Origin of the sequence: Shewanella electrica, from assembly GCF_022321485.1 — a bacterium.
Taxonomy (GTDB): domain Bacteria; phylum Pseudomonadota; class Gammaproteobacteria; order Enterobacterales; family Shewanellaceae; genus Shewanella; species Shewanella electrica.
Map to the genome: position 1 here is coordinate 95805 of NZ_JAKOGG010000010.1, position 23511 is coordinate 119315.

Genomic DNA, 23511 nt, shown 5'->3' on the forward strand with positions numbered 1-23511 from the left:
CGGAGGTTTAGTTACGAACGTAACGGTTTACGTAACAAACATCAATATAAAAACTCAGGGGATCAAATGATGATTCAGGGATTTACCAAAAGCCGTTTAGCCTTGGCACTGACACTTGCCATTGGCGCATCTTCAATGGCCTACGCTGCTGACACGACGTCTGCTATGCGTGGCACAATCGTTGGCCCAGAGGGTCAACCAGCTCCTAATACTAAAATTACACTGATTCACCAACCATCTGGTACCGTGACCGAAGTCACCACCAACGAAGCTGGCGCATTCAGTGCATCAGGTCTGCGTGTGGGCGGTCCTTATCAGATTATTATCGATTCAGATGTATACCAAGATACAGTTGAAAGCGATATTTATCTGCAACTGGGTCAAACCTTCCGTTTGAACGAGCAGTTGCAAGCTTCACAAAATGTTGAACGTATTACTGTAACTGGTAGCCGCGTTGCATATACTTCAAATGCTGGTAGTTCTAGTACTTTCGGCAGTGATGCAATTGAGAACTCGCCATCATTCAATCGTGATATGAAAGATATTATTCGTCAGAATCCATTGGCGAATGCTCTTGGTGGAAGCAGTAATTCCTTGACTGTTGCGGGGCAAAACCCACGTTATAACAGTATCAACGTTGATGGTGTAGGCCTAAACGATGACTTTGGCTTGAGTTCAAATGGTTACCCAACTAACCGTTCTCCAATTGGTATTGATGCTATTGATCAGCTGTCTATTGAAACCAATCCATACAAAGCACAATACGGCGGTTTCAGTGGCGCACGTATCAACGCGGTAACTAAGTCTGGTACTAACGAATTCCACGGTGGCGTGACTTACGAACGTACCGATGATAGCTGGGCTGGTAAAGCGAAAAACCCATACACCGGTAATGAAACCGAAGTGCAAGGTATCGACAGCGATACTTGGGCATTTAATGTTGGTGGTCCGTTGATCAAAGACAAGTTGTTCTTCTTCGTTAACTACGAAAAGTACAATAAACCTTTGGTAGCTGATTGGGGACCAGATGGCAGCGGTGCGCCTAATACCACCCGAATGACCACGGACGAGTACACCCAAGTTCGAGATTTTACTCAAGAACGCTACGGTGTTGATATTGGTGACTGGAACGCTTCTCCAGAAGAAGATAGCAAAAATGCATTGGTTAAGCTGGATTGGAACATCAACCAAGATCAGCGCTTGGCATTCAGTTACAAACGCGGCCGTGATAGTCAAGCTTATGGTATGACTAGCAGTCGCAACACGTTAAACCCAACCTCAAGTTGGTACACCCGTGAAAACAAGATGGATGCATATTCTCTGCAATTGTATTCTGATTGGAATTCTGATTTTTCAACTGAAATGGCGTTGTCTTACAAGCACAACGAAGCAATCTCTGAGCCCAATACTCGTGCGATGGGTGACGTGACTATTCGAAACTTCGCGGGTAGAGATGGACATGCTATCAACTTCGGTGCTGATGGCGCCCGTCATGCCAACTATCTAGAGACGAAGAATTTCAATGCCTCTATCGATGCTACCTATCTTTTGGCGGATCATAAGTTAGGTTTTGGTGCGTCTTATGAGCGACTGGATATCTTCAATCTGTTCGTTAACAGTTCGCTAGGTGTGTGGACCTTTAACAATTTTGCAGATTTCCAAAATGGTAATCCATCGGCATTTGAATACCGCAATGCGGTAACGAATAATGTTAATGATGGTGCTGCTGATTTGGTGATGGGCACTTATGCTGCTTATATTCAAGATGAATGGGCACTGAGTTCTAGTATCGATTTGACCTATGGTGTGCGTTATGAGCGTACCTTCTCAAACGATAAACCAGCATATAACGAAGGTTTTGAAACTACCTATGGTTTCTCTAACCAAGAGAACTTAGATGGTAAAGATATTTGGCTGCCTCGCGTAGGTATTCAGTGGTATGCAACTGATGCGTTGACCGTTCGCGGTGGTGTCGGTCGTTTTGCGGGTGGCAAGCCTAACGTATGGGTATCTAACTCATTCAGTAAAGATGGCGTCACTGTCTCCGACTTCTCTTTAAACTCTAGTCGACAAGTTATCCCCAATTCAGATATCACTACTGTTGCTCCGGTATATCAAGATATGCTGGCAACAGGTAACCGTGGTGAAACCGACGCTATTGACCCTGACTTTGAGATCCCTTCCGACTGGCGCGCTAGCGTAGGTTTTGATTATCAATTTGATTTGCCTGTTCTAGGTGACGGCTTCACTTGGTCAAGTGAATTCATCTATGTGAAAAAACAAGATGACTTAGCGTGGCGCGATCTTAACCGCTATGATACCGGCGAACGTGCAACTGATGGCCGTATTATCTATGCCAACTATGCTGGTCGTAACTCGCCTGATATTCTGCTAACGAATGCTGATAAAGATGGTAAGTCTAAGATCTTTACCACTAGCCTAGCTAAATCTTGGGAAAGTGGCGTTGATTTGACTATGTCATATACCCATCAAGATATCGAAGAAGGCAATTTTGGCACCAGTTCACAAGCGGCATCTAATTGGAGATTTAACCACGTTATTAACCGAAACGATGATTATATTGGTAACGGTTATTACGAGATTGAACATAGCTTCAAAGTAACGCTTGGTTACACCCATGAGTTCTTCTCTGGCTATGCTACTAAGTTCAATGCCTTCTTTGAACGCCGTTCAGGTCTGCCATATAGTTGGTTGATGGGTGGTGCTTACCAAGATGCGAATGGTAACAACTTGACATATCAAAATGCTTATGCAATCGGTGACCAAAATGGCGTATATGGTAACTATGCTCCATACATTCCTACAGGGCCGAATGATCCTAGTGTAACGTATGCTGATGGCTTCTCTTATGAGCAGTTCATGAATGACTATGTGATTCCTGCTGGTCTGGGTAAATATGCTGGTGGTTATGTTCCTAAAATGTCTGCCAATGTTCCTTGGGTAACGACCTTGGATATTTCTGTTTCTCAAGAAATCCCTGGGTTTATGGAAGGTCATAAGGGGCAAATCTACCTGACAGTTCAGAACTTTGCTAACTTGTTGAATAAAAAATGGGGACGTCAAGAGTATACTAGCAACAGTTATAAGACGTTAGCTGACGCTAACTATTTGCCTGATGGTACTACAATATATAGTCCGAACTCAGGCTTTAGAACTGAGAACAATTTTGACGATGACCAATCAGTTTGGTACCTGAAAGTCGGTGTTAAATACACCTTCTAATTTCAGCTAACTAAGCTTTGCAAAACCCGGTCTTGTGCCGGGTTTTTCTTTGCCTGCTCCCCAACGGCTTCCACCTTAACTAAACAAATTTATCGCTAAGTGGCGGCGTAGATTGACCAAGTCGCTATTCATGAATAGTTACTCGCTGAGAGGTTTTAAACAAAATTCCCCTCATTTATTTGTAGACTTAGCGCAATTTTGAGCTGGTTTGCTTTCCTGTGTATAATCGCCCGCCCGAATCTTGATGTCGCTTGTGTTACTGCAAGTGGCGAATACCAAGCACCATACAGGTAGATAACGAGTGAAATTGCCACAGCCTTTACATCACTATCGCCGTTTTAGCATTGCACCGATGCTGGAGTGGACCGACCGTCATTACCGCTATTTTGCGCGGCTGATGTCGTCACAAACTTTGTTGTATACCGAAATGGTCACCACGGGGGCGATCCTGTTTGGCAAGGGCGATTACCTTGAGTACAACACAGAGGAACATCCGTTGGCGTTGCAGCTTGGCGGTAGCGATCCGCAAGCATTAGCGCAGTGCGCCAAACTTGCCGCTGAGCGAGGCTATGATGAAATCAACCTCAACGTAGGTTGCCCATCCGATCGGGTACAGAATGGGCGCTTTGGGGCTTGCTTGATGGCGGAGCCACAGTTAGTGGCTGATTGCGTCAAGGCGATGCAAGATGTGGTGGATATTCCGGTGACGGTGAAAACCCGCATTGGTATTGATGAACAAGATTCCTACCCATTTCTGACTGACTTTATCGACACCGTCAGTGCCACGGGTTGTAACACCTTTATTATCCATGCGCGCAAGGCGTGGTTGAACGGTTTGAGCCCAAAAGAAAACCGGGAAATTCCGCCGTTGGATTATCCGCGCGTGTATCAGTTGAAGCAGGATTTCCCGCAGCTAAATATCAGTGTTAACGGCGGCATAAAGAGTTTTGAGGAGATGGCGACTCACCTCGAACAACTTGATGGGGTAATGGTCGGGCGTGAAGCTTACCAAAATCCCTATCTGTTGGCGGAGGTTGATCAGCGTTTGTATGGCATCGACAAGCCGACATTAACCCGTGATGAAGTGGTGGATTTGATGCTGCCTTATATTGAGCGTCACCTGCAGCAAGGCGGCCGCTTAAATCACATTACCCGCCATATGACGGGGTTGTACCAAGGCATTGCGGGTGGTCGTCGCTGGCGCCGTTATTTGAGTGAAAATGCGCATAAAGCTGACGCTGGCATCGAGGTTGTGTTAGCCGCACGTGATAGTGTGAGTTCATTTCCTCCTTCAGTTGGCTAAAAATACTACAACAGTGGTGAGATTCACCACTGTTTAACTTTCCTGAATATTCTCACCGATAAATCGCTACAGTTCTGTAGAAATTCTTTGCAGCTTTAGAGTTAAAATATAACAAAATCATACTGTTATATTTTATTTTTAATGTTGGCACATCATTTGAATTACCTTGCTCGAAAGCTGAATGGTTCAGCACTGAATAAAAGGATGATTCAACATGAAAACCGTAACTTCAACACTGCTAAGCAGCCTATTAATGGCGAGTGCATTATTTACTCATAGCGCATTTGCCGCTGATACCAATACCAGCGTAGAACAACAGCTAGTGAGTACTATCAGTACCGGTATAAAACAGCAGGCAAACGAAATGTACTATGGTGCCAAAGCAGAAATTCTGGCGTCAGTACAACAGCAATTGCATCAACTTGCGGCAGCGACAAAGGCTTCCAGTGACGTTGCTGTTAATTTGATAGCTGGTGATACTGCCGCTGGCACTGCGACACGTGTGAGCACTGATGTGATTGTTGCTCAAGATAATCACTAAGGAGCTAAGGATGACAATTGCGGAACGTATGCGTCAGCAAGGCAAATTAGTGTTTGGAAGTAGTAGCAAGCTGGCGCAAGATTTTGCATGGTCAGTCACGCTGATTCGGTTGGGTTGGATCGTCTTAGGTATTATCCAGCCAGTAACCACAGTGCTGGCCTATGCCATCGTTAGCGCGGTTTATCCATGGATAAGGAATCGCTGATGCAACACTATCGACGTTATCGGCGTAGTTCGCAGCTGTTGGTGTGGGCACTGGTTGCTTTGTTGATTACGCTAGCTTTTATCATTACCCAACCTGCTATGTTGTCTTGGGTATTGAGTTCTCCCTTAATGGTTGTAGATGAGTTTACTTGGGGGCTGAGCATCGCTGGAGTAGCGGCGCTGCTGTTGATGGTTTGGTGTGCCGTGGTATTTAGTTTATTGGCGTTGGCGACCTTAGTTTGCGCTGCGGCAGCCGTCAGTGCCAATCTACTCTGGCCGCTAGCACTCATTCTGCTGGCTTTATGGGGCTTTAATCGCGCCTTACAACAGTCATGACGGCCTGTTTAATACCTTTTAGCAAGGGCGTTTAACAGGCTGCCATGTTAACTACGTCGCGTGTATGTTTACCGTTTCAGACATTACTGCTTGAGCAAAAAGTGCTGAAAGATTTTTTTAGCTTCATCACTCTGCAAACGTTTTTCAAAGCAGGTGAGTTCCAGCTGCATATGTTGGCGCAGTTGGGTACGCCAAGGCTTCATGAGGGCTTTGGTTTGCTGCACCGCTGCGGCAGATTTACTGGCAATCAATTTCGCTTTATTAAAGGCATGTGTTTGCAACTCTTCATCATCAATCACTTCATTAATGATGCGATAACCTCTGGCTTGCATGGCGCTAAAGCGCTCTCCTGTCAGCAGTAATTCGGCTGCCCGTTGATATCCCATGATTTTTGGCAATAACATGCTGGCCCCTGCCTCGGGCACCAGTGCCAGATCAACAAACGGCAGTTGGAACTCTGCGGTGGTATCGGCGAAAACCAAATCACAGTGCAGCAACATGGTGGTGCCGATACCGATGGCCGGGCCGCTGACGGCAGCAATTAACGGTTTTTTTAGATCGACTAACGTAAACAGAAACTTGATAGCGGGATGTTCTGCATCCAAGCTTTCACTGTTGAGGAAGTCGCCAATATCATTGCCAGCAGTAAAACAGTGGGGCGTGCCACAAAGGAGAAAGGCACCAATACTTTCATCGTTATCACCACTGTGGAGTGCGAGATTGAGTTGTTGGTACATATCCAAATTCAGCGCGTTGAGTTTCTCTGGGCGATTAAACTGTAAGACGCGGATACCGTCGGTATCGGTCACGTTAATTGACGACATAGGAACCACCTGCATAGCAATTCAAACGATAAGTATGGCAGTGTATGACAATATCGGTACAATTCAAACGTGTGTTTAATTTTTATGTGGACACAATGATGGTAGGATGTGTCCAGTTAATGGCCCATGCCAATTAATATCTCTCTGCGTGTGGAGGTGTGTATGCAAGTAAAATGGAATTCGAAATATCTGATAACCACGATAGTCGCGCTGGTTATTGCGTTATATGCGGTGAGTGTTTGGTGGAGCGTTGAGCCTGATGTATTAACGCCAAAAACGATGAATTCGGCAGATGGTAAACCTTTGACTGGTTATGCAACCACAACGGCAATGATCGAGTCGATGGAAACGCTATTGGACAAGCAGGGCGGTTGGCTCGCTAACGATATTATGCCGCCGTCAGTGTTGATGGATAATATGCCGTCATTTGAATTTGGCGCGTTAGAGCAGATCCGCGATATGGCGCTGGTGATGCGCAAGGAGTTTAGCCGCTCACAATCGCAATCTACTGCGGACAAAGATCTGCTAGATGCACATTCTAAGCTGAATATCGGCCATACCAGTTGGTTGGTGCCAAGTGCTGAGAGCCAATACCGCGATGCCATCAAGTTACTGAAACTCTATCGCGCGCGTATGGCTGATCCAAACAACAAAGATGCACAGTTTTATGCCCGCGCCGACAACCTCAATGAGTGGCTCAAAGAGGTACAAAAGCGCCTTGGTAGTTTGTCACAACGTTTGTCGGCCAGTGTGGGACAAGAACGGTTAAATTTAGATTTAGTGGGGGATAGCGCCAATAGACAATCTACCCCTACCGAAAGCAGCACCCAGATCAAAACCAGCTGGTGGCAAATTGACAATGTGTTTTATGAAGCACGTGGGTCAACTTGGGCGCTATTGAATTTTATGAAGGCGGTCGAAATTGATTTCGCCGATGTTTTGCAAAAGAAAAATGCCGAGGTAAGCTTGCGCCAGATCATTCGTGAATTGGAAGGCACGCAACAAACCGTTTGGAGCCCGATGATCCTCAATGGCTCAGGTTTTGGCCTCATGGCAAATCATTCACTGGTGATGGCAAATTACATCTCACGCGCTAACGCCGCAGTGATCGATCTGACTAATCTACTTTCTCAAGGGTAAGGTAAGGACGCATGAAAAAACTCAGTTTAGCAGCATTAGCCGTAGCAGCGATGGTGGCATTGCCGTCGCAAGCTGCCACAGTATTAGGTTTTAAGGTCGGTGTTGATGCGATGCACGCCGATGCTTCTGGTACCACCGGACAACAGGGCGGCGACACCCCAAAATTTAGCTATGATAACAAAGCACAATACAGCGTTTGGTTTAACGTTGAGCATCCTGTGCCATTTCTGCCGAACCTGAAGGTCCGTGAAAACCGTTTTGAAGCCAACGGCGTGTTAACTGACGCTAACTTTAGCTTCCGTGGCGTTAATCTGACAGACGTGGTGCATAACAACATCGATCTGTCCAACACCGACTTTGTCTTGTATTACGAACTGTTCGACAACGATATTCTGTCGCTTGATGCTGGTGCGGCTTATAAGAAGTTCAATGGCTCGTTGGAAGTTTCTCGTAGCAGCTACCGTGACAGTATTGATATCGATGACGGCGTACTGATGGGCTATCTTAGTGCCGAAGTGGGTCTTATCGGTACCGGTTTATATGGTTTTGCCGACGTGTTGGCCGGTGTTGACCATAGCGACATCGTTGATTATCAAGCGGGTTTAGGTTGGCAATTCGATGGTGTTGCCATTGATACACGTGTGCGTGTGGGCTACCGCAAACTGCAGTTCCAAGATAACTCGTTCTCTGGCGTGAAAGCTAACGTGGATATCGACGGCGTGTTCGCTGGTGTTGAGTTGGTGTTTTAATCACCTGCTTAACAGCCCAGCGTGGTGTGGCCGCTCAATGCGTTGCCACTGCATCGTGAACTGACATAAAAAAACCGCCAATCGGCGGTTTTTTTATGCGTGAAACACTGCAATTAAGATTGCGGTGCCACTTCTTCAGTCAGACCGTTGTTGATGTTGGTGACATCAGCTTCGGTCAAGGTACCCGCTGCTTGTTTCAACGCTAGGATAGAGTTGATGTAGCTGTAACGTGCAGTAGACAACTGACGTTTAGCATTGTACAGGTTGTAGGTGCTGTTCAGCACGTCAACAATGGTACGTGTACCCACTTCAAAACCTGCTTGAGTTGCTTTCAACGCACTTTCAGCAGAGATAACTGACTGCTCATAAGCTCTGATAGAACTCATTGATGCCGTCACATCATTAAAGTTACTGCGTACGCTACGCACCACTTCACGATGTGTTTGCTCTAGTGCTTGGCTTGCTTCAACAAAAGCGTATTTCGCTTGTTTTACTTGCGAAGTCACTGAGAAACCTTGGAAGATTGGCACACTTAACATCACGCCAACGGAGCTGTCGTCTAAATCTGGTTGTGAAACACCATCAATATTACGATCTAAGCCTTTTGAGTAAGATGCATTCAAGCTCAGCGATGGCAAATGACCTGCTTCACGTAACTTGATTGTCTCTTTGGCGATGTCTTTCGCCAAGCGGTTACTCAAAATAGATAAGTTGTTATCTTCAGCCAGTTTCTGCCACTCATTTGGCATTTCTGGCGCTGGTTTTGAGGCAGAGAAACGTTGGGTATCCAGCACTTTCAGATCTTTATGATCGATACCGGTAATTTCACGCAACGCTTCATAGCTGTTGGTCAGATCGTTTTGCGCAGCAATTACCGCAGCGGTAGCCAAGTCATATTGCGCCTGTGCTTCGTGTACGTCGGTAATTGCAGTTAAACCCACGGCAAAGCGTTGTTTGGTTTGTTCCAACTGACGTTCGATAGCGCGTTTTTCAGCTTGTTGATATTCAAAGGTATCTTTGGCTGACAGCACATTAAAATATGCGGTAGTCACACGAATAATCAGTTGTTGCAGTGATGCTGCATAGACAGTATCAGCTTGCGAAGCGGCTTTTTCTGCCAGATTCAAACCAACCCAAGCAGAATGATCATAGATCACTTGATTAAGGTTCACGGTGCCGGATAAGCCACGAGTGTCATTACCTGGATCTTGCCAACCCTTGTTATAACCCACTTGAGCACTAACGGTTGGTAGCAAAGGAGCGCGGTTTTCTTCGATAGCTTCAAAGGTCTGATCACGTCTAGCTTTTGCCTGCAATACAACAGGATCGTTGGTCAGGGCTTGCTGATAAATCTGGAGCAAATCGTCAGCAGACGCCGTATTTGCCGATGCTGCGAAAGCCAACGCAGCACATAACGTGCGGATCTTGAATTTCATTAGCTGTCCTTATAGACAAACACCCTGAAAGGGCTGTTTAACTTTGTTAGACTGTTCAATGCCTTAAATTAAGGCGGTTCGCGCTTCCCGACGCTTCCTGATACAGCAAAACTTGTTGGTCAAAATACTAAAAATGAACCAATTTATAGTCAACTCCTAAGTGTAACAGATTTTATGTTTAATCAGTTAAGTGAATATTTCACACAGTGAAACCTTCGCCACATCAAGGTATGATGGCGCACAGCGTTTAGGAGGTTGTTATGGAAGATAAAAAATTCTCTAAGGCAGATGTAGAGATTTTAGGAAAAAGAACGCTTTATTCGGGCTTCTTTTCTATGGAAGAATACCGCTTCCGTCACCGTTTGTTTGCGGGAGGATGGAGTGGTGAGATTCGTCGCGAAGTGTTTGAGCGTGGTCACGCGGTGGTGGTGTTGCCTTATGATCCCGTGACGGATCAAGTTGTCCTCATTGAACAGCTGCGCTTTCCCGCCTGTGAAACCAGTGAACATCCTTGGCTGTATGAGCTGGTGGCGGGCATGTTTGAGCCTAATGAAGCGCCTGAGGATGTTGCGCTGCGTGAATTGCAGGAAGAGAGTGGCCTAGAAGCCAAATCACTGCATTTTATTAGCAGCTTGTTGTCTAGCCCTGGTGGTTGTACCGAACGCTACTATCTTTATTGTGCGCTAGTGGATGCCAACCAAGCGCAGGGTATTCACGGGCTGGTAGAAGAACATGAAGATATTCGCGTGCTGGTGGTGCCTCGGCAACAAGCGTATGAGATGACACAAAATGGTGCCATTGATAACGCCTCCACGGTGTTAGGCATTCAGTGGCTACAGCTAAATTATCAACAATATACTGGGTGAACATGGCTAAAACGGCTTTAAAAGAACGCTACCAACCTAACGTCAACCAATTTCTGGCGTTGTGTGGGCGTAACTATGCGCTGATCCAGCGGTGGTTGCCCGATGAATGCGCCTTGGGTGATAAGTGGCAGGTTAGTGGCAATTTTGGTCGTTTAGATGTTGAACTGCTCGAAAATACTCCCTACACCCAGTTAGTCAGTATCACTAGAACCGTTGATACACAAGGTATAGTACCTGTACCTAAAGTAACCGTTCGTGTTTATCACGATGCTCAATTAGCAGAAGTGTTAAGCAGTCAACAGATCTTCAGGCTTAAGGCAGTGTATGATTACCCAAATCTGCGTATGCATCATCCTGATGAAAAATATCAGGTAAATGCGTTTCTGGAAGATTTATTAAAAATTGACTGCCATGCGTCGCTTCATGCCAGTCACAGTTTTGGGTAATCAATGTGCTGAAAGAGGCTATCACCTACAGTATTGCAAGAGATCAACATGTCCGTTTGGTGCAGCTCACCGATCCTCATCTGTTTGCTGATGATGAAGGACATCTTTTAGGCGTTAATACTGCCAATAGCCTTGCAGCGGTTATCAGTACCGTGAAGGCATTGAGTTATCCTGCCGATCTGCTGTTAGCCACTGGCGATATTAGCCAAGATTTTTCTGCGAGTTCATATCGTAATTTTGTTGAAGCGATCCAACCGCTGCAACTTCCTTGTCACTACTTGCCCGGTAACCATGATGATCCGCGAATTATGCACCTGCATATGCAAGGTGAGCGCATCTATGGTCAACAACGCATTCTCATCGGCAACTGGCAATTACTGCTGCTTGATTCTACCGTGCGTGGTAAGCCGGGAGGGCATTTAGCCGACGCTGAGTGGCAATTGATCCGCGATGCCATTGCTGCCGAGCCTGATCGCCATGTGTTGATCGTGATGCACCATAACCCGATTAAAGTGGGCTGTGCATGGCTAGATCAGCATTGGTTAGATAATGGTGATGAACTACTGGCCGAGCTGGCGCAGTACCCGCAAATTAAAGGGGTGCTTTGGGGCCATGTGCATCAGCAGCTTGATAAGCACTACCCAAGCCAAGATGGCATGATTAAGCTCATGGCTACGCCATCCACTTGTATTCAATTCAAACCGCAATCGAGTTATTTTGCGTTAGACATGGTGCAGCCGGGCTATCGTTTGCTGGAGCTACGCGCCGATGGTAGCATTATCACTAATGTTTATCGTGTCCCCGGCGAGCGTTTCTCTCCGGACGTACAATCCAGCGGCTACTAAATCGTCTTCATCAGAGTGGCTGACTATTGAGGGATTATGCTGCTCTACATCCATGGTTTTAACAGTTCATCGCTATCAGATAAAGCGCAGCAGACTAAAGCGTATTTTGCTGAGCACCATGCTGATGAGCGACTGGAGATCCCTCAGCTTCCCAGTACACCACAAGATGCCGTCGCGCTGTTAACTCAACGTGTTACGGCGGCGGTTGCCGCTGGTGAGCCATTACGATTTATCGGTTCGTCTTTGGGGGGATATTTCGCGAGCTATTTAGCGGAGCAGTACGGTGGCAAAGCGGTGCTTATCAACCCCGCAGTAAAGCCCTATGAATTGTTTAAAGACTACTTGGGCGAGCAGATAAACCCCTACACTGGCGAACACTATCAAATAGTGGCTGAGCATCAGCAACAACTGTTACGTTTTGATACACCGATAATATTCAATCCTGACCGATTTTTTGTATTATTACAGTCGGGTGATGAAGTGCTTGATTACCAACAAGCTATGCATAAATATCACTGTTGTCGCATGCTGGTTGAGGCTGGGGGAAACCACAGTTTTGACGGCTTCGAACACCAATTAGCAGATGTCTGCCGTTTTTTAGGCTTATCTTGACATTCAAACCATCGCGGCCCAACATGGCCTGAAACAATAACAAGTACGCGCTATGACCAATCAATACACCTCCGATGCCATTGAAGTTCTTAATGGACTTGATCCTGTCAAACGACGTCCGGGGATGTATACCGATACGACTCGTCCCAACCACCTCGGCCAAGAAGTTATCGACAACAGCGTCGATGAAGCTTTAGCTAAATATGCAACTAAGATCGATGTCATTCTGCATACCGATAACTCGTTAGAAGTCATCGATGATGGCCGTGGTATGCCAGTGGATATCCATCCAGAAGAGAAGATCCCAGGCGTAGAACTTATTCTGACCAAACTGCATGCGGGCGGTAAGTTTTCTAACAAAAACTACCAGTTCTCAGGCGGTTTGCACGGGGTGGGGATTTCAGTGGTCAACGCCCTTTCTAAACGCGTTGAAGTCACAGTCCGTCGTGATGCGCAAGTCTATGACATCGCTTTTGAACACGGTGACCGCGTGGAAGAACTGCGTGTCAGCGGTACCTGTGGTCGTCGTAATACCGGTACGCGGGTGCGTTTTTGGCCTGATGAAAAGTATTTTGACTCGGCAAATTTCTCTGTCTCTAAGTTAACTTATCTATTACGCGCCAAAGCGGTGCTGTGTTCCGGCCTAAAAATCACCTTTGTTAATAAACAAAATAATGAACAGCAAGAGTGGTGCTATGAGGCCGGTTTGACCGATTATGTCAAAGAGTCGGTCAGCGACAATCCATGTTTACCTGCCGAACCGTTCGTGGGCAGTTTCTCTAGTCAAATAGAAGCCGCAGAATGGGCCATCACTTGGTTACCCGAAGGCGGTGAATGCCTCAACGAAAGTTATGTTAACTTGATCCCAACTCCGCTTGGTGGCACCCACGTAAATGGTTTTCGTCAAGGATTGCTGGAATCAATGCGCGAATTTTGCGAATTCCGCAATCTTATTCCTCGCGGTGTGAAGTTAAGCCCTGATGATATTTGGGATAAAGCCTCATTTGTGTTATCGGTAAAGATGCAAGACCCGCAATTTGCCGGCCAAACCAAAGAGAAGCTTTCCAGCCGCCAATGTGCCGCTTTTGTTGCTGGCGTGGTGCGAGATGCGTTTTCATTGTGGCTGAACTCGAACACCGACCAAGCTGAATTATTGGCTGATATGTGCATTAGCAATGCGCAACGCCGGTTGAAGTCGGCCAAGAAAGTCGCGCGTAAGAAGGTCACCGCTGGCCCTGCGTTGCCGGGCAAGTTGACTGACTGTACCAGCCAAGATAATCACCGCACCGAACTGTTTTTGGTGGAAGGTGACTCGGCGGGTGGTAGTGCGAAACAAGCACGGGATAAAGAATTTCAAGCGATCATGCCGCTGCGCGGTAAGATCTTGAATACTTGGGAAGTTGACGCTTCGCAAGTGTTAGGTTCACAAGAGGTGCACGATATTTCGGTGGCTATCGGTTGTGATCCTGACAGTGATGATATTTCTGAACTACGCTATGACAAGATTTGTGTGCTGGCCGATGCGGATTCCGACGGTTTGCACATCGCCACCTTGTTGTGTGCGTTGTTTTTAAAACACTTTAAAGTGTTAGTGGAGCAAGGCCATATCTACATTGCCATGCCACCATTGTTCAGAATTGACCTGGGTAAGGAAGTCTTTTACGCCCTCGATGAAGAGGAAAAACAAGGCATCCTAGGCCGTATTGCAGCAGATAAGAAAAAGGGCAAAGTCCAAGTGACCCGCTTTAAAGGTCTGGGCGAAATGAACCCATTGCAATTACGGGAAACGACCATGGATCCCAACACTCGACGGTTGGTGCAACTGACCATTGATGATGCTGAAGCAACCGCATCGTTGATGGATATGTTGCTCTCTAAGAAGCGAGCGGGGGATCGCAAATCGTGGCTGGAAGCTAAGGGAGACTTAGCCCAGTTTTAATTGCGTTAGAACCATCACAAGGCTGGGGTATGAAGAATCTATGTAACAGAACTGGCTTACAGGCCGGTGCGGGTTTGTTACTGCTTGGAACCTCATTAATGAGCATGACCGTCGCTGCAGCGCAATCGGTCATTATTACCGTTACCAAAGGCTTCGGTGTGACGTTGTACGCCACTGATCTTGGTGACGCCAGACAGATTGCCGTCGGAGATGACGGCACGCTGTTTGTTGGTTCCCATAAAAGTGGCTCAATCACTGCGCTAGTGGATAGTAACAATGACGGTCGCGTTGATCGCCGTTACTTAGTGGCCAAAGATCTGGATTTTCCAGAGGCGTTAGCGTTTCACGACGGCAATCTTTATGCGGCCGTGAATGATCGAATCGTGGTGTTCAATAATATTGAACAACGTCTTAGGCGTCCGGTACGTCCGGTAGAGGTTTACGACCGCCTACCAAGCCAGGCAAAGAAGAGTGTCCGCGGTATGAAGTTTGGTCCTGACGGTCGACTTTATGTCGCTATTGGGGCGCCGTGTAACGTCTGTGAACCGGTATCGCCATTTGGCAGTATTATTGCGATCGATTTACAGCGTGGGGGCGAAGCGCGCCAAATCGCCACCGGCATTCGTCAGGTTGTCGGCATGGATTGGTCGCCGCAAAACAACAAGTTATGGTTTGCAGATAGCAGCCGTGAATGGATGGGTGACAATATTCCACCGGATGAGATCAATCGTATTGATGCGCCGGGCAGTAACTTTGGTTTCCCGTACATCCACGGTAAAGATATTGAAGAGCCAGCGTACGAGATGCCAAAAAGTCTCAAAACAGTGGCGCCAGTGTTTGAACTACCCGCCCATGTCGCACCGCGGGATATTCTATTTTATCGCGGTCAGCAATTCCCTGAGGAATACCATAACCAACTACTGGTGGCGGAGAATGGTTCGTGGAACCGCTCTAGCAAGGTCGGCTATCAAGTGGTTATGTTGAAAATGGCGGGCGAGAAAGTGGTTGAACGCACCACAGTGCTGAGTTTCCTTGATGGTGAGTTTCCAATGGCGCGGCCTTATGGTTTGGCGATGGCACCCGACGGATCGGTGTATATATCAGACGATCTGAAAGGCAATATTTATCGTCTGTATTACAAAGGCAACAGCGCTGAAGATAGCGAACAAGAAAGTCAGGACTAAGCGGTACCAAGCACCGACAGGAATAACAATTAAATGAGTGATTCAATTGATCTAAGCATGGATGGCGTTGAGCAGATGCCACTTCGGCGCTTTACCGAAGATGCCTATCTGAACTACTCGATGTACGTCATCATGGATCGCGCCTTGCCACATATTGGTGACGGCCTGAAACCGGTGCAACGTCGTATCATTTACGCCATGAGTGAGCTGGGTTTATCGGCCACTGCCAAATACAAAAAGTCGGCGCGTACCGTGGGTGACGTGCTGGGTAAATACCATCCGCACGGTGACAGCGCTTGTTACGAAGCCATGGTATTGATGGCGCAACCATTTACTTATCGCTATCCGCTGGTGGATGGGCAAGGTAACTGGGGCGCGCCAGACGATCCGAAATCGTTCGCGGCAATGCGTTATACCGAATCGCGCCTGTCGCGTTTCTCTGAAGTGCTGCTCAGTGAGCTGGGGCAAGGCACGGTAGAGTGGGGCAGCAACTTTGATGGCACCTTAAAAGAGCCATTAACCATGCCAGCACGGCTGCCGCATATTCTGCTTAATGGTATCACCGGTATTGCGGTTGGTATGGCGACCGATATTCCGCCACATAACGCACGTGAAGTCGCTGCCGCTTGTATCGAGCTGCTCGACAATCCTAATGCGAGCCTTGAGCAGTTGATGGAGATTGTGCCTGGGCCGGATTATCCAACGGCGGCGGAAATCATCACACCTTCGGCAGACATTGCCAAAATTTATGAAACTGGCCGCGGCTCGGTTAAAGCGCGGGCGGTGTACACCATGGAAGATGGTGAAATTGTGGTAACAGCGTTGCCGCACCAAGCCAGCTCTTCCAAAATCATCGAGCAGATTGCTGCGCAAATGCAGGCTAAAAAGCTGCCGATGGTGACAGATTTACGTGATGAGTCCGACCACGAAAACCCCGTGCGCTTGGTGATCGTACCGCGCTCTAACCGTATCGATTGTAAGCAGTTGATGGCGCACTTATTTGCCACCACTGAGCTAGAAAAGCACTATCGCATTAACCTCAACGTGCTGGGCCTAGATGGCCGCCCGCAGGTGAAAGGCTTAAAACAGATGCTGTCCGAGTGGCTGGTATATCGTACTCAAACGGTACGTCGCCGCTTAGAGTTCCGCTTAGACAAAGTACTGTCACGCCTGCATATTCTTGAAGCCTTGATGATCGCCTTCCTCAACATTGATGAAGTGATTGAGATTATTCGCTTCCACGATGACCCAAAAGCGGAGTTGATGCGTCGCTTTAACCTCAGTGACAAGCAAGCCGAAGCGATCCTTGAGTTAAAACTGCGTCATCTCGCCAAATTGGAAGAGATGAAAATCCAAGGCGAACAAGATGAATTAGCCAAAGAGCGTGACGCATTGCAGCAACTGCTAGGCTCCGAACGTCGTCTAAAAACGCTGATTAAGAAAGAGTTAAAAGCAGATGCCGAAACCTATGGTGACGACCGCCGTTCACCGCTGATTGAACGCGCCGAGTCTAAGGCATTGTCTGAGCAAGATTTGGTACCGACCGAAGCAGTGACTGTCATTCTGTCGGAAAAAGGCTGGGTACGTTGCGCCAAAGGGCATGACATTGATGCCACTGCGCTATCTTACAAAGCTGGCGACCAGTTCCTCTGTGCAGCACCGGGACGCAGCAATCAGCAAACGGTGTTTATTGACAGTTCTGGCCGTGCTTTTGCTACTGACACGCATACCTTGCCATCGGCGCGTAGCCAGGGTGAACCAATCACCACCCGCTTTAACCTCGCACCAGGTGAGCAGATGGAGCATGTGCTGCTTGGTGATGATAGCAGCCGCTACTTGCTAGCCAGTGATGCCGGTTATGGCTTTATTTGCGAATACAAAGACATGGTATCGCGCAATAAAGCGGGTAAGGTGTTGTTGAGCCTGCCTAAAAATGCCAAAGCGCTAACGCCTAAGCAGCTAGATAATTCGGTGCCGAACGATATTCTCGCCATCACCAATGAAGGCCGCATGTTGGTGTTTGATGTCGCCGCCTTGCCACAGTTAGGCAAAGGTAAAGGCAACAAGATTATTGGTATTCCATCGGAACGTGCCGCTAACCGCGAAGAGTTGCTTAGCCATTTACAGCTGTTGCCACAAGGCGCCAGTGTGACCTTGTGGGCTGGTAAGCGTAAGTTGACCCTCAAGCCATCAGACATCGAGCATTATCGTGGTGAACGTGGTCGCCGTGGTAGTAAGTTGCCTCGTGGCTTGCAACGCGTTGATAGTGTGGAAGTGACTGTAGAAGCAAGTGCAGATATTGCCGCGCCAACGCCAGACAGTGAGGAATAACTTGCTGTTATCTGTCTCATAGACAACAAAAAGCCCCGCATGTCGGGGCTTTTTGTTGTAAAGGATGTTTTGCTCAGTGACTTGGGAGATAAACCTAAGTTCGTCAAACGCTCACCTAGGCTTGAGCCGTTTACACAATGCTGTGCAGGCTTATGCCACTTCGTAATAATTGGGTTCTAGCTCTAACTGCTGCTCAATAATAATGGCAGCCATCTTGGTGCATTTGCCGCATTGATCACCTACACCCAGCCGTTTTCTTACATCCTTTAAGCTGGTATCTCCTTGACTAACGGCCTGCTTAATTTGGGTGTCGGTAATTGCATGACACAGGCAGACGTACATGGCGATATCTCCGCAGTGAAAATCAAATTCATCGTTGTGGATAGGATTATAAGTGAAAACTATTCTCATTCACAACTCTGTTTTGCGGATTTTTTAAACTTCATCACATCTGTGTTAGTGCTCTTGTTTTGGCCTTGAATAGCATGCTTTGTAAATCAATAGCCTGCATTAACATCCACCAGATTCACCAATGGCTGGCCTTGGCAAAAATACTGATAATTTTCAGCAAAAATTTGTACCACCTGCTCAGGAAAGCTGGGTGCAGCAATGTGTGGCGTGATGATGGCGTTGGCTTGCTGCCAAATGAGGTGCTCGGCTGACAGTGGCTCTTGCTCAAACACATCAAGCACGGCAGTGAGATCGGCGCGCTGTTGCAGCAGTTGATACAGCTCATCCAACTTGACGGCCGAGCCGCGCCCGACATTGAAAAAGCTCGCGTGGCGTGGCAGTTGCGCTAGCAGTTCACCATCAATCAGATGCACGGTTTGTGGTGTATGCGGCAGGGCATTCACCAGTACATCAGCACGACAGACTAATTTTGTTAGTTGGCTGATGTCATACACTGCATCGAAATGTGCATTGGGACGGCCGCGACGGCTGACACCGATGGCGCTCATGCCAAAGTGATGTGCCGTTTGTGCCAAGTGGCTGCCGATGGAACCGGTGCCTAATACCAACAAGGTTTTGCCTTGCAGAGTGCAATATCGCCCCTCTTGCCATCGTCGTTCAGCTTGCTGCGCGGCATATTCTCGCTGCTGGCGGTAGATGCTGAGCAGATAACCAAACACATATTCGCTCATCAGCGGGCCAAATACCCCTTTAACATTGGTGAGTTGGCAGGTGAGTGGTCGTTTTAATTGCATTAGTTTATCGACCCCAGCAAAGGTGCTTTGGAGCCACTTGAGCGAGTGTGCCACTGGGATCAGCGGGGCCGCCATGGCAGGTTCGGCGAGCCAGATATCTGCTTCGGCCACGTGCGCGGGTTGCTCGTCCACAATCTCTAACTCAGGTAGTGCCAGTGCGGTGATTAACTGGTGATAAATGGCGTTTTCTCGCGTCAGTAACAACAGCTTGTGTGGCATTGGCTTCCCCTTTATGCTGTCGAGCGATGTTTTCTCAACAGTGATTGATAATGGACGTAGTAGTTTCTTTTCTGACACGCACGGGCGCGATGTTACATCCTTGGATGAATGAAATCGCCACGGCGATGGTGTCTTGTATCATTGTGGTGTTTGGCGCTGATTGCAACCGTTGGCTACGCAAGCAGTTGGGCGCACGCTCATTTTTGCTGCGCACGCTGATTTTTATTCTAGTGAACGCGTTCGGCTTCGGTTTGATTATTGTGGCGGTTAGCCCGTGGTTGGCGGGGCAATTACGCCATATGCCCGCCATGTGGATGTTGCTATTAGTGTGTGCCATTTTCTTTGGCATCGGCTCTTGGGCGCAGCGTAATCGCCAAAGTTAACTTGAACGAGTGTTACTCAAACCAATGCACGTTTTCTACGGCGGGCTGCTGTTGCGCGAGTGCTTGAAAGGCACGATCGGGAAAGTTGGTAAAAATACCATCAACACCTAACTGCTCCAGCGCCTTGATATCATCAACAAAGTCCACGGTGTAGACGTAGGTCTTTAACTGGTGGGCTTTGGCGAGCTGCAACATTTCACGGCTGATAAAGTTGATATCCAGATGCAGTGATGTTGGCGCAATGGCGGCAATATCTTGCTCAATACTGAGCGGGATGCCGCCATATAAAATCCCAATCGCCGCTTGTGGCAAGGCTTGTCTTACCGCTTTGAGATAGCGATGGTTGAATGAAGAGATCACTAGCTGTTCTGGGCTGAAACCAAAATCTTGCAAGAAGTGCGGATATTGACGAATAAAAGGCGCCAGCGTATCCACCCCTTTTAATTCAATGTTGACCATCGCGCGGCCTGCCACCAGTTGCATCACCTGCATTAAGGTTGGAATGGCCTCACCAGCCACCGTGTAATGCTGCAACTGTTGCTGTGTTTGCCGATCAATAACTCCCACGCCAGTGCTTTTAAACTCTAGGCGGCGATCATGAAACACATACAGTTCACCGTCGACGAAATGTACGTCCAACTCAACGGCGGTGGCGCCGAGAGTGAGCGCGTATTCAATGGCACTAAGGGTGTTTTCGGGGCGGTGACCACTGGCGCCTCGGTGTGCGATAACCAGCATTAAGACTTCCTCACTTTGATGCGGTGTGAATGGCCATATGGCAACTGCTGGCACCATACATCAATGTTTTAGCAATAACTATAGACGGTAGCTGAAATTCGCTATCGAGATGAACTGATTTTATTGGGCGGGATTGCCACAAAAACGCCGCGCAAATTAGCGCGGCGTCAGATGATATGAGCAGCCAATTACGCCGTTAGCGTTTTTTGGCAAAGGCTTGTCCCATACGGGTTACTGCACCGGCGTCGACGCCGTCAGCAAAGCCTTCGAGTGCGTCTTTTTCAAATAGCATGACGACGGTACTGCCCAGTTTAAAGCGACCCATCTCAGCGCCTTTTTCCAGATGAATGGCTGCTTCACCTTCGGTGTCGTAATCCCAAACAAACACTTTTTTACCGGTAGGTGGGGTAACCGTACCCGCCCATACGGTTTCGATGCTGGCCACAATGGTCGCGCCAACTAACACCATCGCCATCGGGCCAATGTCAGTTTCAAAAATCGCGACGACGCGTTCGTTACGGGCAAATAACCCTGGTACGTGTTGGGCGGTGAGCGGGTTGACCGAAAACAGTTCGCCCGGCACATAGATCATTTTTGATAGCGTACCTGCCACCGGCATGTGAATGCGATGATAGTCGCGCGGTGCCAAGTAGATAGTGGCAAAGTCGCCGTCGTCAAAACGCGCGGCAACCTCTGGCAGATCACCTAGCAGCGCCAGTGATGAATAGTCATGGCCTTTGGCCTGAATGATGCGGCCTTGCTCAATTGGACCACGTTGGCTGACGGTGCCATCCACCGGATGCACGATAAAGCTGTCATCGTCAAAGAGTGGCCGTGCGCCTGCTTTCAGCTCACGGGTGAAAAACGCATTAAAGGTTTTGTAAGCAGTGGCTTCGGGCTCGCGCGCTTCCGCCATATCCACGTTGTATTGTTTGATGAACTTACTAATAAACCAAGTCGTGACACCACCCAATTCGGCGGCCGCCAGTTTACCTACCAAACGAGATACCAAGTGCTTAGGTAGCAGGTATTGCAGCGTAATTTTTAGCTTATCCAATGGTATAAATCCCTTGTTATCGTTAGATATCATCAATACCCGCGCGGAAATAGCGGGCGTGGCGTTGTTCGCCTAAGCTGGCGATAATTCTGTGGTAGTTGTTGAAACGGTCTTGGGCAATTTTGCCCGCTTCCACCGCGGCACGTAATTGGCAACCTGGATCATCCAGATGTTTGCAATCACGGAATTTGCAGCCACCGAGGTAGTCGCGAAATTCAATAAAACACCAACCTACGCGGTCGGCAGGCAGGTGCCATAAGGCAAATTCACGTACGCCGGGAGAGTCGATCAATTTCCCGCCGTCAGCAAAGTGCATCAGCTTAGAGGTGGTGGTGGTGTGCTGACCGAGACCTGAGTTATCTGAGACGTCACCGGTTTGCAACTCGGCATGAGGCATCAGCGCATTGATCAGTGATGATTTACCGACACCTGATTGTCCGGCAAAAATACTGGTTTTATGCGCCAGTATTTGGCGCAGTTCATCTAGACCCGTTTCAGTCTTGCTGCTGACACACAGTACCTGATAACCAATATCGCGATAACGTTGCAGTGCAGCTTCAATCTCATCGCGGTTGCTGTCATCCAATAGATCGATCTTGTTCAGCACAATGATCGGTGGAATATCGGTATCTTCGCTGGCCACTAAATAGCGGTCGATGATCTGCGTGGTAAATTCCGGCAGCACCGACGAGACAATGAGGATCTGATCGATATTAGCGGCAACAATTTTGACACCATCATATAAGTCGGGGCGGGTGAGGGAAGATTTACGCGGGTGCACCGCTTCAACCACGCCACCGATGGCGGATTGGTTCTCCGTGGCGAGGCGCAGTATCACGTTATCGCCAGTCACCAAACTGCCAATGGTACGGCGGATATTGCAGCGCACGATGTCGCCGTCTGCGGTTTCTACATCCACATGCTGACCAAAGCGCGAGATCACCACGCCCTCTTGTTCAGGGCCGAGATCGCTCTCTTGTAGCTCAACATCTGTTGCAGCAGATTGTGGGCGACCTTCAAGTCGTTTTTGGTGGTTAGCCTTCATGCGGCGCAGCTGGCCTCGGCTCAGGGGTTTCTTTTTGCTCACTTAAACCTGTAAGATCATGCTGATTCGGGGTCAAAGGCCCTATAATACACGCTATTGAATAAAAAAGCCTGATTGGGCGATTGCTGGAGTATTAACACACATGGCTGCCAATGCTGAAAATCTGATTTGGGTCGATTTGGAAATGACCGGCTTAGAGCCCGCCACAGATCGCATTATCGAAATAGCCACAATTGTGACCGATAAAGAGTTGAACATTTTGGCCGAAGGGCCAGTGATTGCCGTGCATCAAAGTGATGAGGTGCTGGCAGCGATGGACGACTGGAATCAACAGCATCACGGCGCTTCTGGTTTGATTGACCGCGTGCGCGCTAGCAACTATTCCGAAGAAGATGCCATTCGTGAAACTATCGCTTTCCTTGAGCAATATGTGCCACAAGGTAAATCGCCAATGTGTGGCAACAGCATCGGCCAAGACCGCCGCTTTTTGAATAAGTACATGCCAGCGTTGGAAGATTACTTCCACTATCGCAATCTGGATGTCAGCACCATTAAAGAGTTAGTGCGTCGTTGGCAGCCTGAGTTACTGCAAGATTTTCAAAAGAAAAATACCCACCAAGCGTTGGATGATATCCGTGAATCTGTGGCGGAATTGCAGTTCTATCGCCAGCGGGTATTTAAAATTTGAGCATTTAACCAGTAAAAATGCACAATGGGGTTGCAGGGCAATAAAATTTCCATATAATGCGGCCTCACCTTCACTGCTTCACTTAAGCATTGAAGAGCGGAATGCGACATTAGCTCAGTTGGTAGAGCGATACCTTGCCAAGGTATAGGTCATCGGTTCGAACCCGATATGTCGCTC

23 protein-coding genes and 1 tRNA gene are annotated in these 23511 nt (G+C 48.0%); 17 read left to right on the plus strand and 7 right to left on the minus strand.

Going from position 1 to position 23511, the window contains the following annotated elements; genetic code table 11:
- Positions 1–66: 66 nt before the first annotated feature.
- The 5 genes from L9G74_RS14065 (at position 67) to L9G74_RS14085 (ending at position 5627) form a co-directional block, all read left to right on the plus strand.
- Complete coding sequence (locus L9G74_RS14065; protein ID WP_238897048.1) at positions 67–3243, plus strand: TonB-dependent receptor; 3177 nt, start codon at positions 67–69, stop codon at positions 3241–3243.
- Between the two features lie 307 nt (positions 3244–3550).
- Entirely contained in the window at positions 3551–4546 is a 996-nt protein-coding gene (gene dusA, locus L9G74_RS14070; protein WP_275297439.1) for a tRNA dihydrouridine(20/20a) synthase DusA, read from the plus strand.
- A 214-nt stretch (positions 4547–4760) separates the two neighbouring features.
- Positions 4761–5087, plus strand: coding sequence for a hypothetical protein (locus tag L9G74_RS14075; protein WP_238897049.1), 327 nt, complete (start codon positions 4761–4763; stop codon positions 5085–5087).
- Between the two features lie 10 nt (positions 5088–5097).
- Positions 5098–5292, plus strand: a complete 195-nt coding sequence (locus L9G74_RS14080; protein ID WP_238897050.1) for a PspC domain-containing protein — start codon at positions 5098–5100, stop codon at positions 5290–5292.
- The gene (locus L9G74_RS14085) at positions 5292–5627 is read left to right on the plus strand and encodes a hypothetical protein (RefSeq protein ID WP_238897051.1); all 336 of its coding nucleotides are present in this window, start codon (positions 5292–5294) and stop codon (positions 5625–5627) included. Before L9G74_RS14080 ends, L9G74_RS14085 begins: the two co-directional genes overlap by 1 nt.
- An 83-nt stretch (positions 5628–5710) precedes the next feature.
- Here L9G74_RS14085 and L9G74_RS14090 read toward each other — a convergent pair whose 3' ends face one another.
- Complete coding sequence (locus L9G74_RS14090; protein WP_238897052.1) at positions 5711–6451, minus strand: enoyl-CoA hydratase-related protein; 741 nt, start codon at positions 6449–6451, stop codon at positions 5711–5713.
- A 162-nt stretch (positions 6452–6613) separates the two neighbouring features.
- On the opposite strand from L9G74_RS14090, the gene L9G74_RS14095 reads away from it, so the two are divergent.
- Both L9G74_RS14095 and L9G74_RS14100 read left to right on the plus strand, forming a co-directional pair.
- Entirely contained in the window at positions 6614–7591 is a 978-nt protein-coding gene (locus L9G74_RS14095) for a DUF2333 family protein (protein ID WP_238897053.1), read from the plus strand.
- 11 nt (positions 7592–7602) lie between these two features.
- On the plus strand, positions 7603–8340 hold the full coding sequence (locus L9G74_RS14100; RefSeq protein WP_238897054.1) for a TIGR04219 family outer membrane beta-barrel protein: 738 nt from the start codon (positions 7603–7605) through the stop codon (positions 8338–8340).
- 113 nt (positions 8341–8453) lie between these two features.
- Here the strand turns inward: L9G74_RS14100 and tolC are convergent, their stop codons facing one another.
- The gene (tolC, locus tag L9G74_RS14105) at positions 8454–9776 is read right to left on the minus strand and encodes an outer membrane channel protein TolC (RefSeq protein ID WP_238897055.1); all 1323 of its coding nucleotides are present in this window, start codon (positions 9774–9776) and stop codon (positions 8454–8456) included.
- A 260-nt stretch (positions 9777–10036) separates the two neighbouring features.
- On the opposite strand from tolC, the gene nudF reads away from it, so the two are divergent.
- The 7 genes from nudF to parC are packed head-to-tail and all read left to right on the plus strand — an operon-like array spanning position 10037 to position 17999.
- Positions 10037–10642 (plus strand): ADP-ribose diphosphatase, encoded by a 606-nt coding sequence (gene nudF / locus L9G74_RS14110; protein WP_238897056.1) that lies wholly within the window; start codon positions 10037–10039, stop codon positions 10640–10642.
- Between the two features lie 2 nt (positions 10643–10644).
- On the plus strand, positions 10645–11088 hold the full coding sequence (locus tag L9G74_RS14115; protein WP_238897057.1) for a DUF1249 domain-containing protein: 444 nt from the start codon (positions 10645–10647) through the stop codon (positions 11086–11088).
- Positions 11089–11093: 5 nt separating this feature from the next.
- Positions 11094–11933, plus strand: coding sequence for a 3',5'-cyclic-AMP phosphodiesterase (cpdA, locus tag L9G74_RS14120; protein ID WP_238897058.1), 840 nt, complete (start codon positions 11094–11096; stop codon positions 11931–11933).
- Positions 11934–11969: 36 nt separating this feature from the next.
- Positions 11970–12545, plus strand: a complete 576-nt coding sequence (locus L9G74_RS14125) for a YqiA/YcfP family alpha/beta fold hydrolase (RefSeq protein WP_238897059.1) — start codon at positions 11970–11972, stop codon at positions 12543–12545.
- Positions 12546–12597: 52 nt separating this feature from the next.
- On the plus strand, positions 12598–14484 hold the full coding sequence (gene parE, locus L9G74_RS14130) for a DNA topoisomerase IV subunit B (protein WP_238897060.1): 1887 nt from the start codon (positions 12598–12600) through the stop codon (positions 14482–14484).
- Between the two features lie 29 nt (positions 14485–14513).
- Positions 14514–15668 (plus strand): PQQ-dependent sugar dehydrogenase, encoded by a 1155-nt coding sequence (locus tag L9G74_RS14135; RefSeq protein WP_438944575.1) that lies wholly within the window; start codon positions 14514–14516, stop codon positions 15666–15668.
- A 33-nt stretch (positions 15669–15701) separates the two neighbouring features.
- On the plus strand, positions 15702–17999 hold the full coding sequence (gene parC / locus L9G74_RS14140; protein ID WP_238897061.1) for a DNA topoisomerase IV subunit A: 2298 nt from the start codon (positions 15702–15704) through the stop codon (positions 17997–17999).
- A 150-nt stretch (positions 18000–18149) separates the two neighbouring features.
- On the opposite strand, the gene L9G74_RS14145 is transcribed toward parC, so the two are convergent.
- Both L9G74_RS14145 and L9G74_RS14150 read right to left on the minus strand, forming a co-directional pair.
- On the minus strand, positions 18150–18341 hold the full coding sequence (locus L9G74_RS14145) for a bacterioferritin-associated ferredoxin (protein WP_238897074.1): 192 nt from the start codon (positions 18339–18341) through the stop codon (positions 18150–18152).
- A 155-nt stretch (positions 18342–18496) separates the two neighbouring features.
- Positions 18497–19423 (minus strand): D-2-hydroxyacid dehydrogenase, encoded by a 927-nt coding sequence (locus tag L9G74_RS14150; protein ID WP_238897062.1) that lies wholly within the window; start codon positions 19421–19423, stop codon positions 18497–18499.
- Between the two features lie 50 nt (positions 19424–19473).
- Here L9G74_RS14150 and L9G74_RS14155 point away from each other — a divergent pair, with 50 nt between their 5' ends.
- Complete coding sequence (locus tag L9G74_RS14155) at positions 19474–19806, plus strand: DUF3392 domain-containing protein (protein ID WP_238897063.1); 333 nt, start codon at positions 19474–19476, stop codon at positions 19804–19806.
- A 12-nt stretch (positions 19807–19818) separates the two neighbouring features.
- Here the strand turns inward: L9G74_RS14155 and L9G74_RS14160 are convergent, their stop codons facing one another.
- From L9G74_RS14160 to rsgA, 3 genes are all read right to left on the minus strand, one after another.
- Positions 19819–20544, minus strand: coding sequence for a glycerophosphodiester phosphodiesterase (locus L9G74_RS14160; protein WP_238897064.1), 726 nt, complete (start codon positions 20542–20544; stop codon positions 19819–19821).
- A 196-nt stretch (positions 20545–20740) separates the two neighbouring features.
- Positions 20741–21601, minus strand: coding sequence for an archaetidylserine decarboxylase (gene asd, locus L9G74_RS14165; protein WP_238897065.1), 861 nt, complete (start codon positions 21599–21601; stop codon positions 20741–20743).
- A gap of 22 nt (positions 21602–21623) precedes the next feature.
- On the minus strand, positions 21624–22688 hold the full coding sequence (rsgA, locus tag L9G74_RS14170; RefSeq protein ID WP_238897066.1) for a small ribosomal subunit biogenesis GTPase RsgA: 1065 nt from the start codon (positions 22686–22688) through the stop codon (positions 21624–21626).
- A 100-nt stretch (positions 22689–22788) separates the two neighbouring features.
- Between rsgA and orn the strand changes: the two genes are divergently transcribed.
- Positions 22789–23334, plus strand: a complete 546-nt coding sequence (gene orn, locus L9G74_RS14175) for an oligoribonuclease (protein WP_238897067.1) — start codon at positions 22789–22791, stop codon at positions 23332–23334.
- A 103-nt stretch (positions 23335–23437) separates the two neighbouring features.
- Positions 23438–23510, plus strand: a tRNA-Gly gene (locus L9G74_RS14180).
- Position 23511 lies beyond the last annotated feature (1 nt).

What these genes read in the sequence shown, in the direction of transcription:
- tolC (WP_238897055.1), bottom strand. Translation starts at nt 9,776, where the DNA reads ATGAAATTCAAGATCCGCACGTTATGTGCTGCGTTGGCTTTCGCAGCA.
- L9G74_RS14160 (WP_238897064.1), bottom strand. Translation starts at nt 20,544, where the DNA reads ATGCTGGTTATCGCACACCGAGGCGCCAGTGGTCACCGCCCCGAAAAC.
- L9G74_RS14115 (WP_238897057.1), top strand. Translation starts at nt 10,645, where the DNA reads ATGGCTAAAACGGCTTTAAAAGAACGCTACCAACCTAACGTCAACCAA.
- L9G74_RS14095 (WP_238897053.1), top strand. Translation starts at nt 6,614, where the DNA reads ATGCAAGTAAAATGGAATTCGAAATATCTGATAACCACGATAGTCGCG.
- L9G74_RS14075 (WP_238897049.1), top strand. Translation starts at nt 4,761, where the DNA reads ATGAAAACCGTAACTTCAACACTGCTAAGCAGCCTATTAATGGCGAGT.
- nudF (WP_238897056.1), top strand. Translation starts at nt 10,037, where the DNA reads ATGGAAGATAAAAAATTCTCTAAGGCAGATGTAGAGATTTTAGGAAAA.
- L9G74_RS14090 (WP_238897052.1), bottom strand. Translation starts at nt 6,451, where the DNA reads ATGTCGTCAATTAACGTGACCGATACCGACGGTATCCGCGTCTTACAG.
- L9G74_RS14125 (WP_238897059.1), top strand. Translation starts at nt 11,970, where the DNA reads ATGCTGCTCTACATCCATGGTTTTAACAGTTCATCGCTATCAGATAAA.
- L9G74_RS14065 (WP_238897048.1), top strand. Translation starts at nt 67, where the DNA reads ATGATGATTCAGGGATTTACCAAAAGCCGTTTAGCCTTGGCACTGACA.
- L9G74_RS14145 (WP_238897074.1), bottom strand. Translation starts at nt 18,341, where the DNA reads ATGTACGTCTGCCTGTGTCATGCAATTACCGACACCCAAATTAAGCAG.
- L9G74_RS14100 (WP_238897054.1), top strand. Translation starts at nt 7,603, where the DNA reads ATGAAAAAACTCAGTTTAGCAGCATTAGCCGTAGCAGCGATGGTGGCA.
- parC (WP_238897061.1), top strand. Translation starts at nt 15,702, where the DNA reads ATGAGTGATTCAATTGATCTAAGCATGGATGGCGTTGAGCAGATGCCA.
- orn (WP_238897067.1), top strand. Translation starts at nt 22,789, where the DNA reads ATGGCTGCCAATGCTGAAAATCTGATTTGGGTCGATTTGGAAATGACC.
- L9G74_RS14150 (WP_238897062.1), bottom strand. Translation starts at nt 19,423, where the DNA reads ATGCCACACAAGCTGTTGTTACTGACGCGAGAAAACGCCATTTATCAC.
- L9G74_RS14135 (WP_438944575.1), top strand. Translation starts at nt 14,514, where the DNA reads ATGAAGAATCTATGTAACAGAACTGGCTTACAGGCCGGTGCGGGTTTG.
- L9G74_RS14155 (WP_238897063.1), top strand. Translation starts at nt 19,474, where the DNA reads ATGGACGTAGTAGTTTCTTTTCTGACACGCACGGGCGCGATGTTACAT.
- L9G74_RS14080 (WP_238897050.1), top strand. Translation starts at nt 5,098, where the DNA reads ATGACAATTGCGGAACGTATGCGTCAGCAAGGCAAATTAGTGTTTGGA.
- L9G74_RS14085 (WP_238897051.1), top strand. Translation starts at nt 5,292, where the DNA reads ATGCAACACTATCGACGTTATCGGCGTAGTTCGCAGCTGTTGGTGTGG.
- parE (WP_238897060.1), top strand. Translation starts at nt 12,598, where the DNA reads ATGACCAATCAATACACCTCCGATGCCATTGAAGTTCTTAATGGACTT.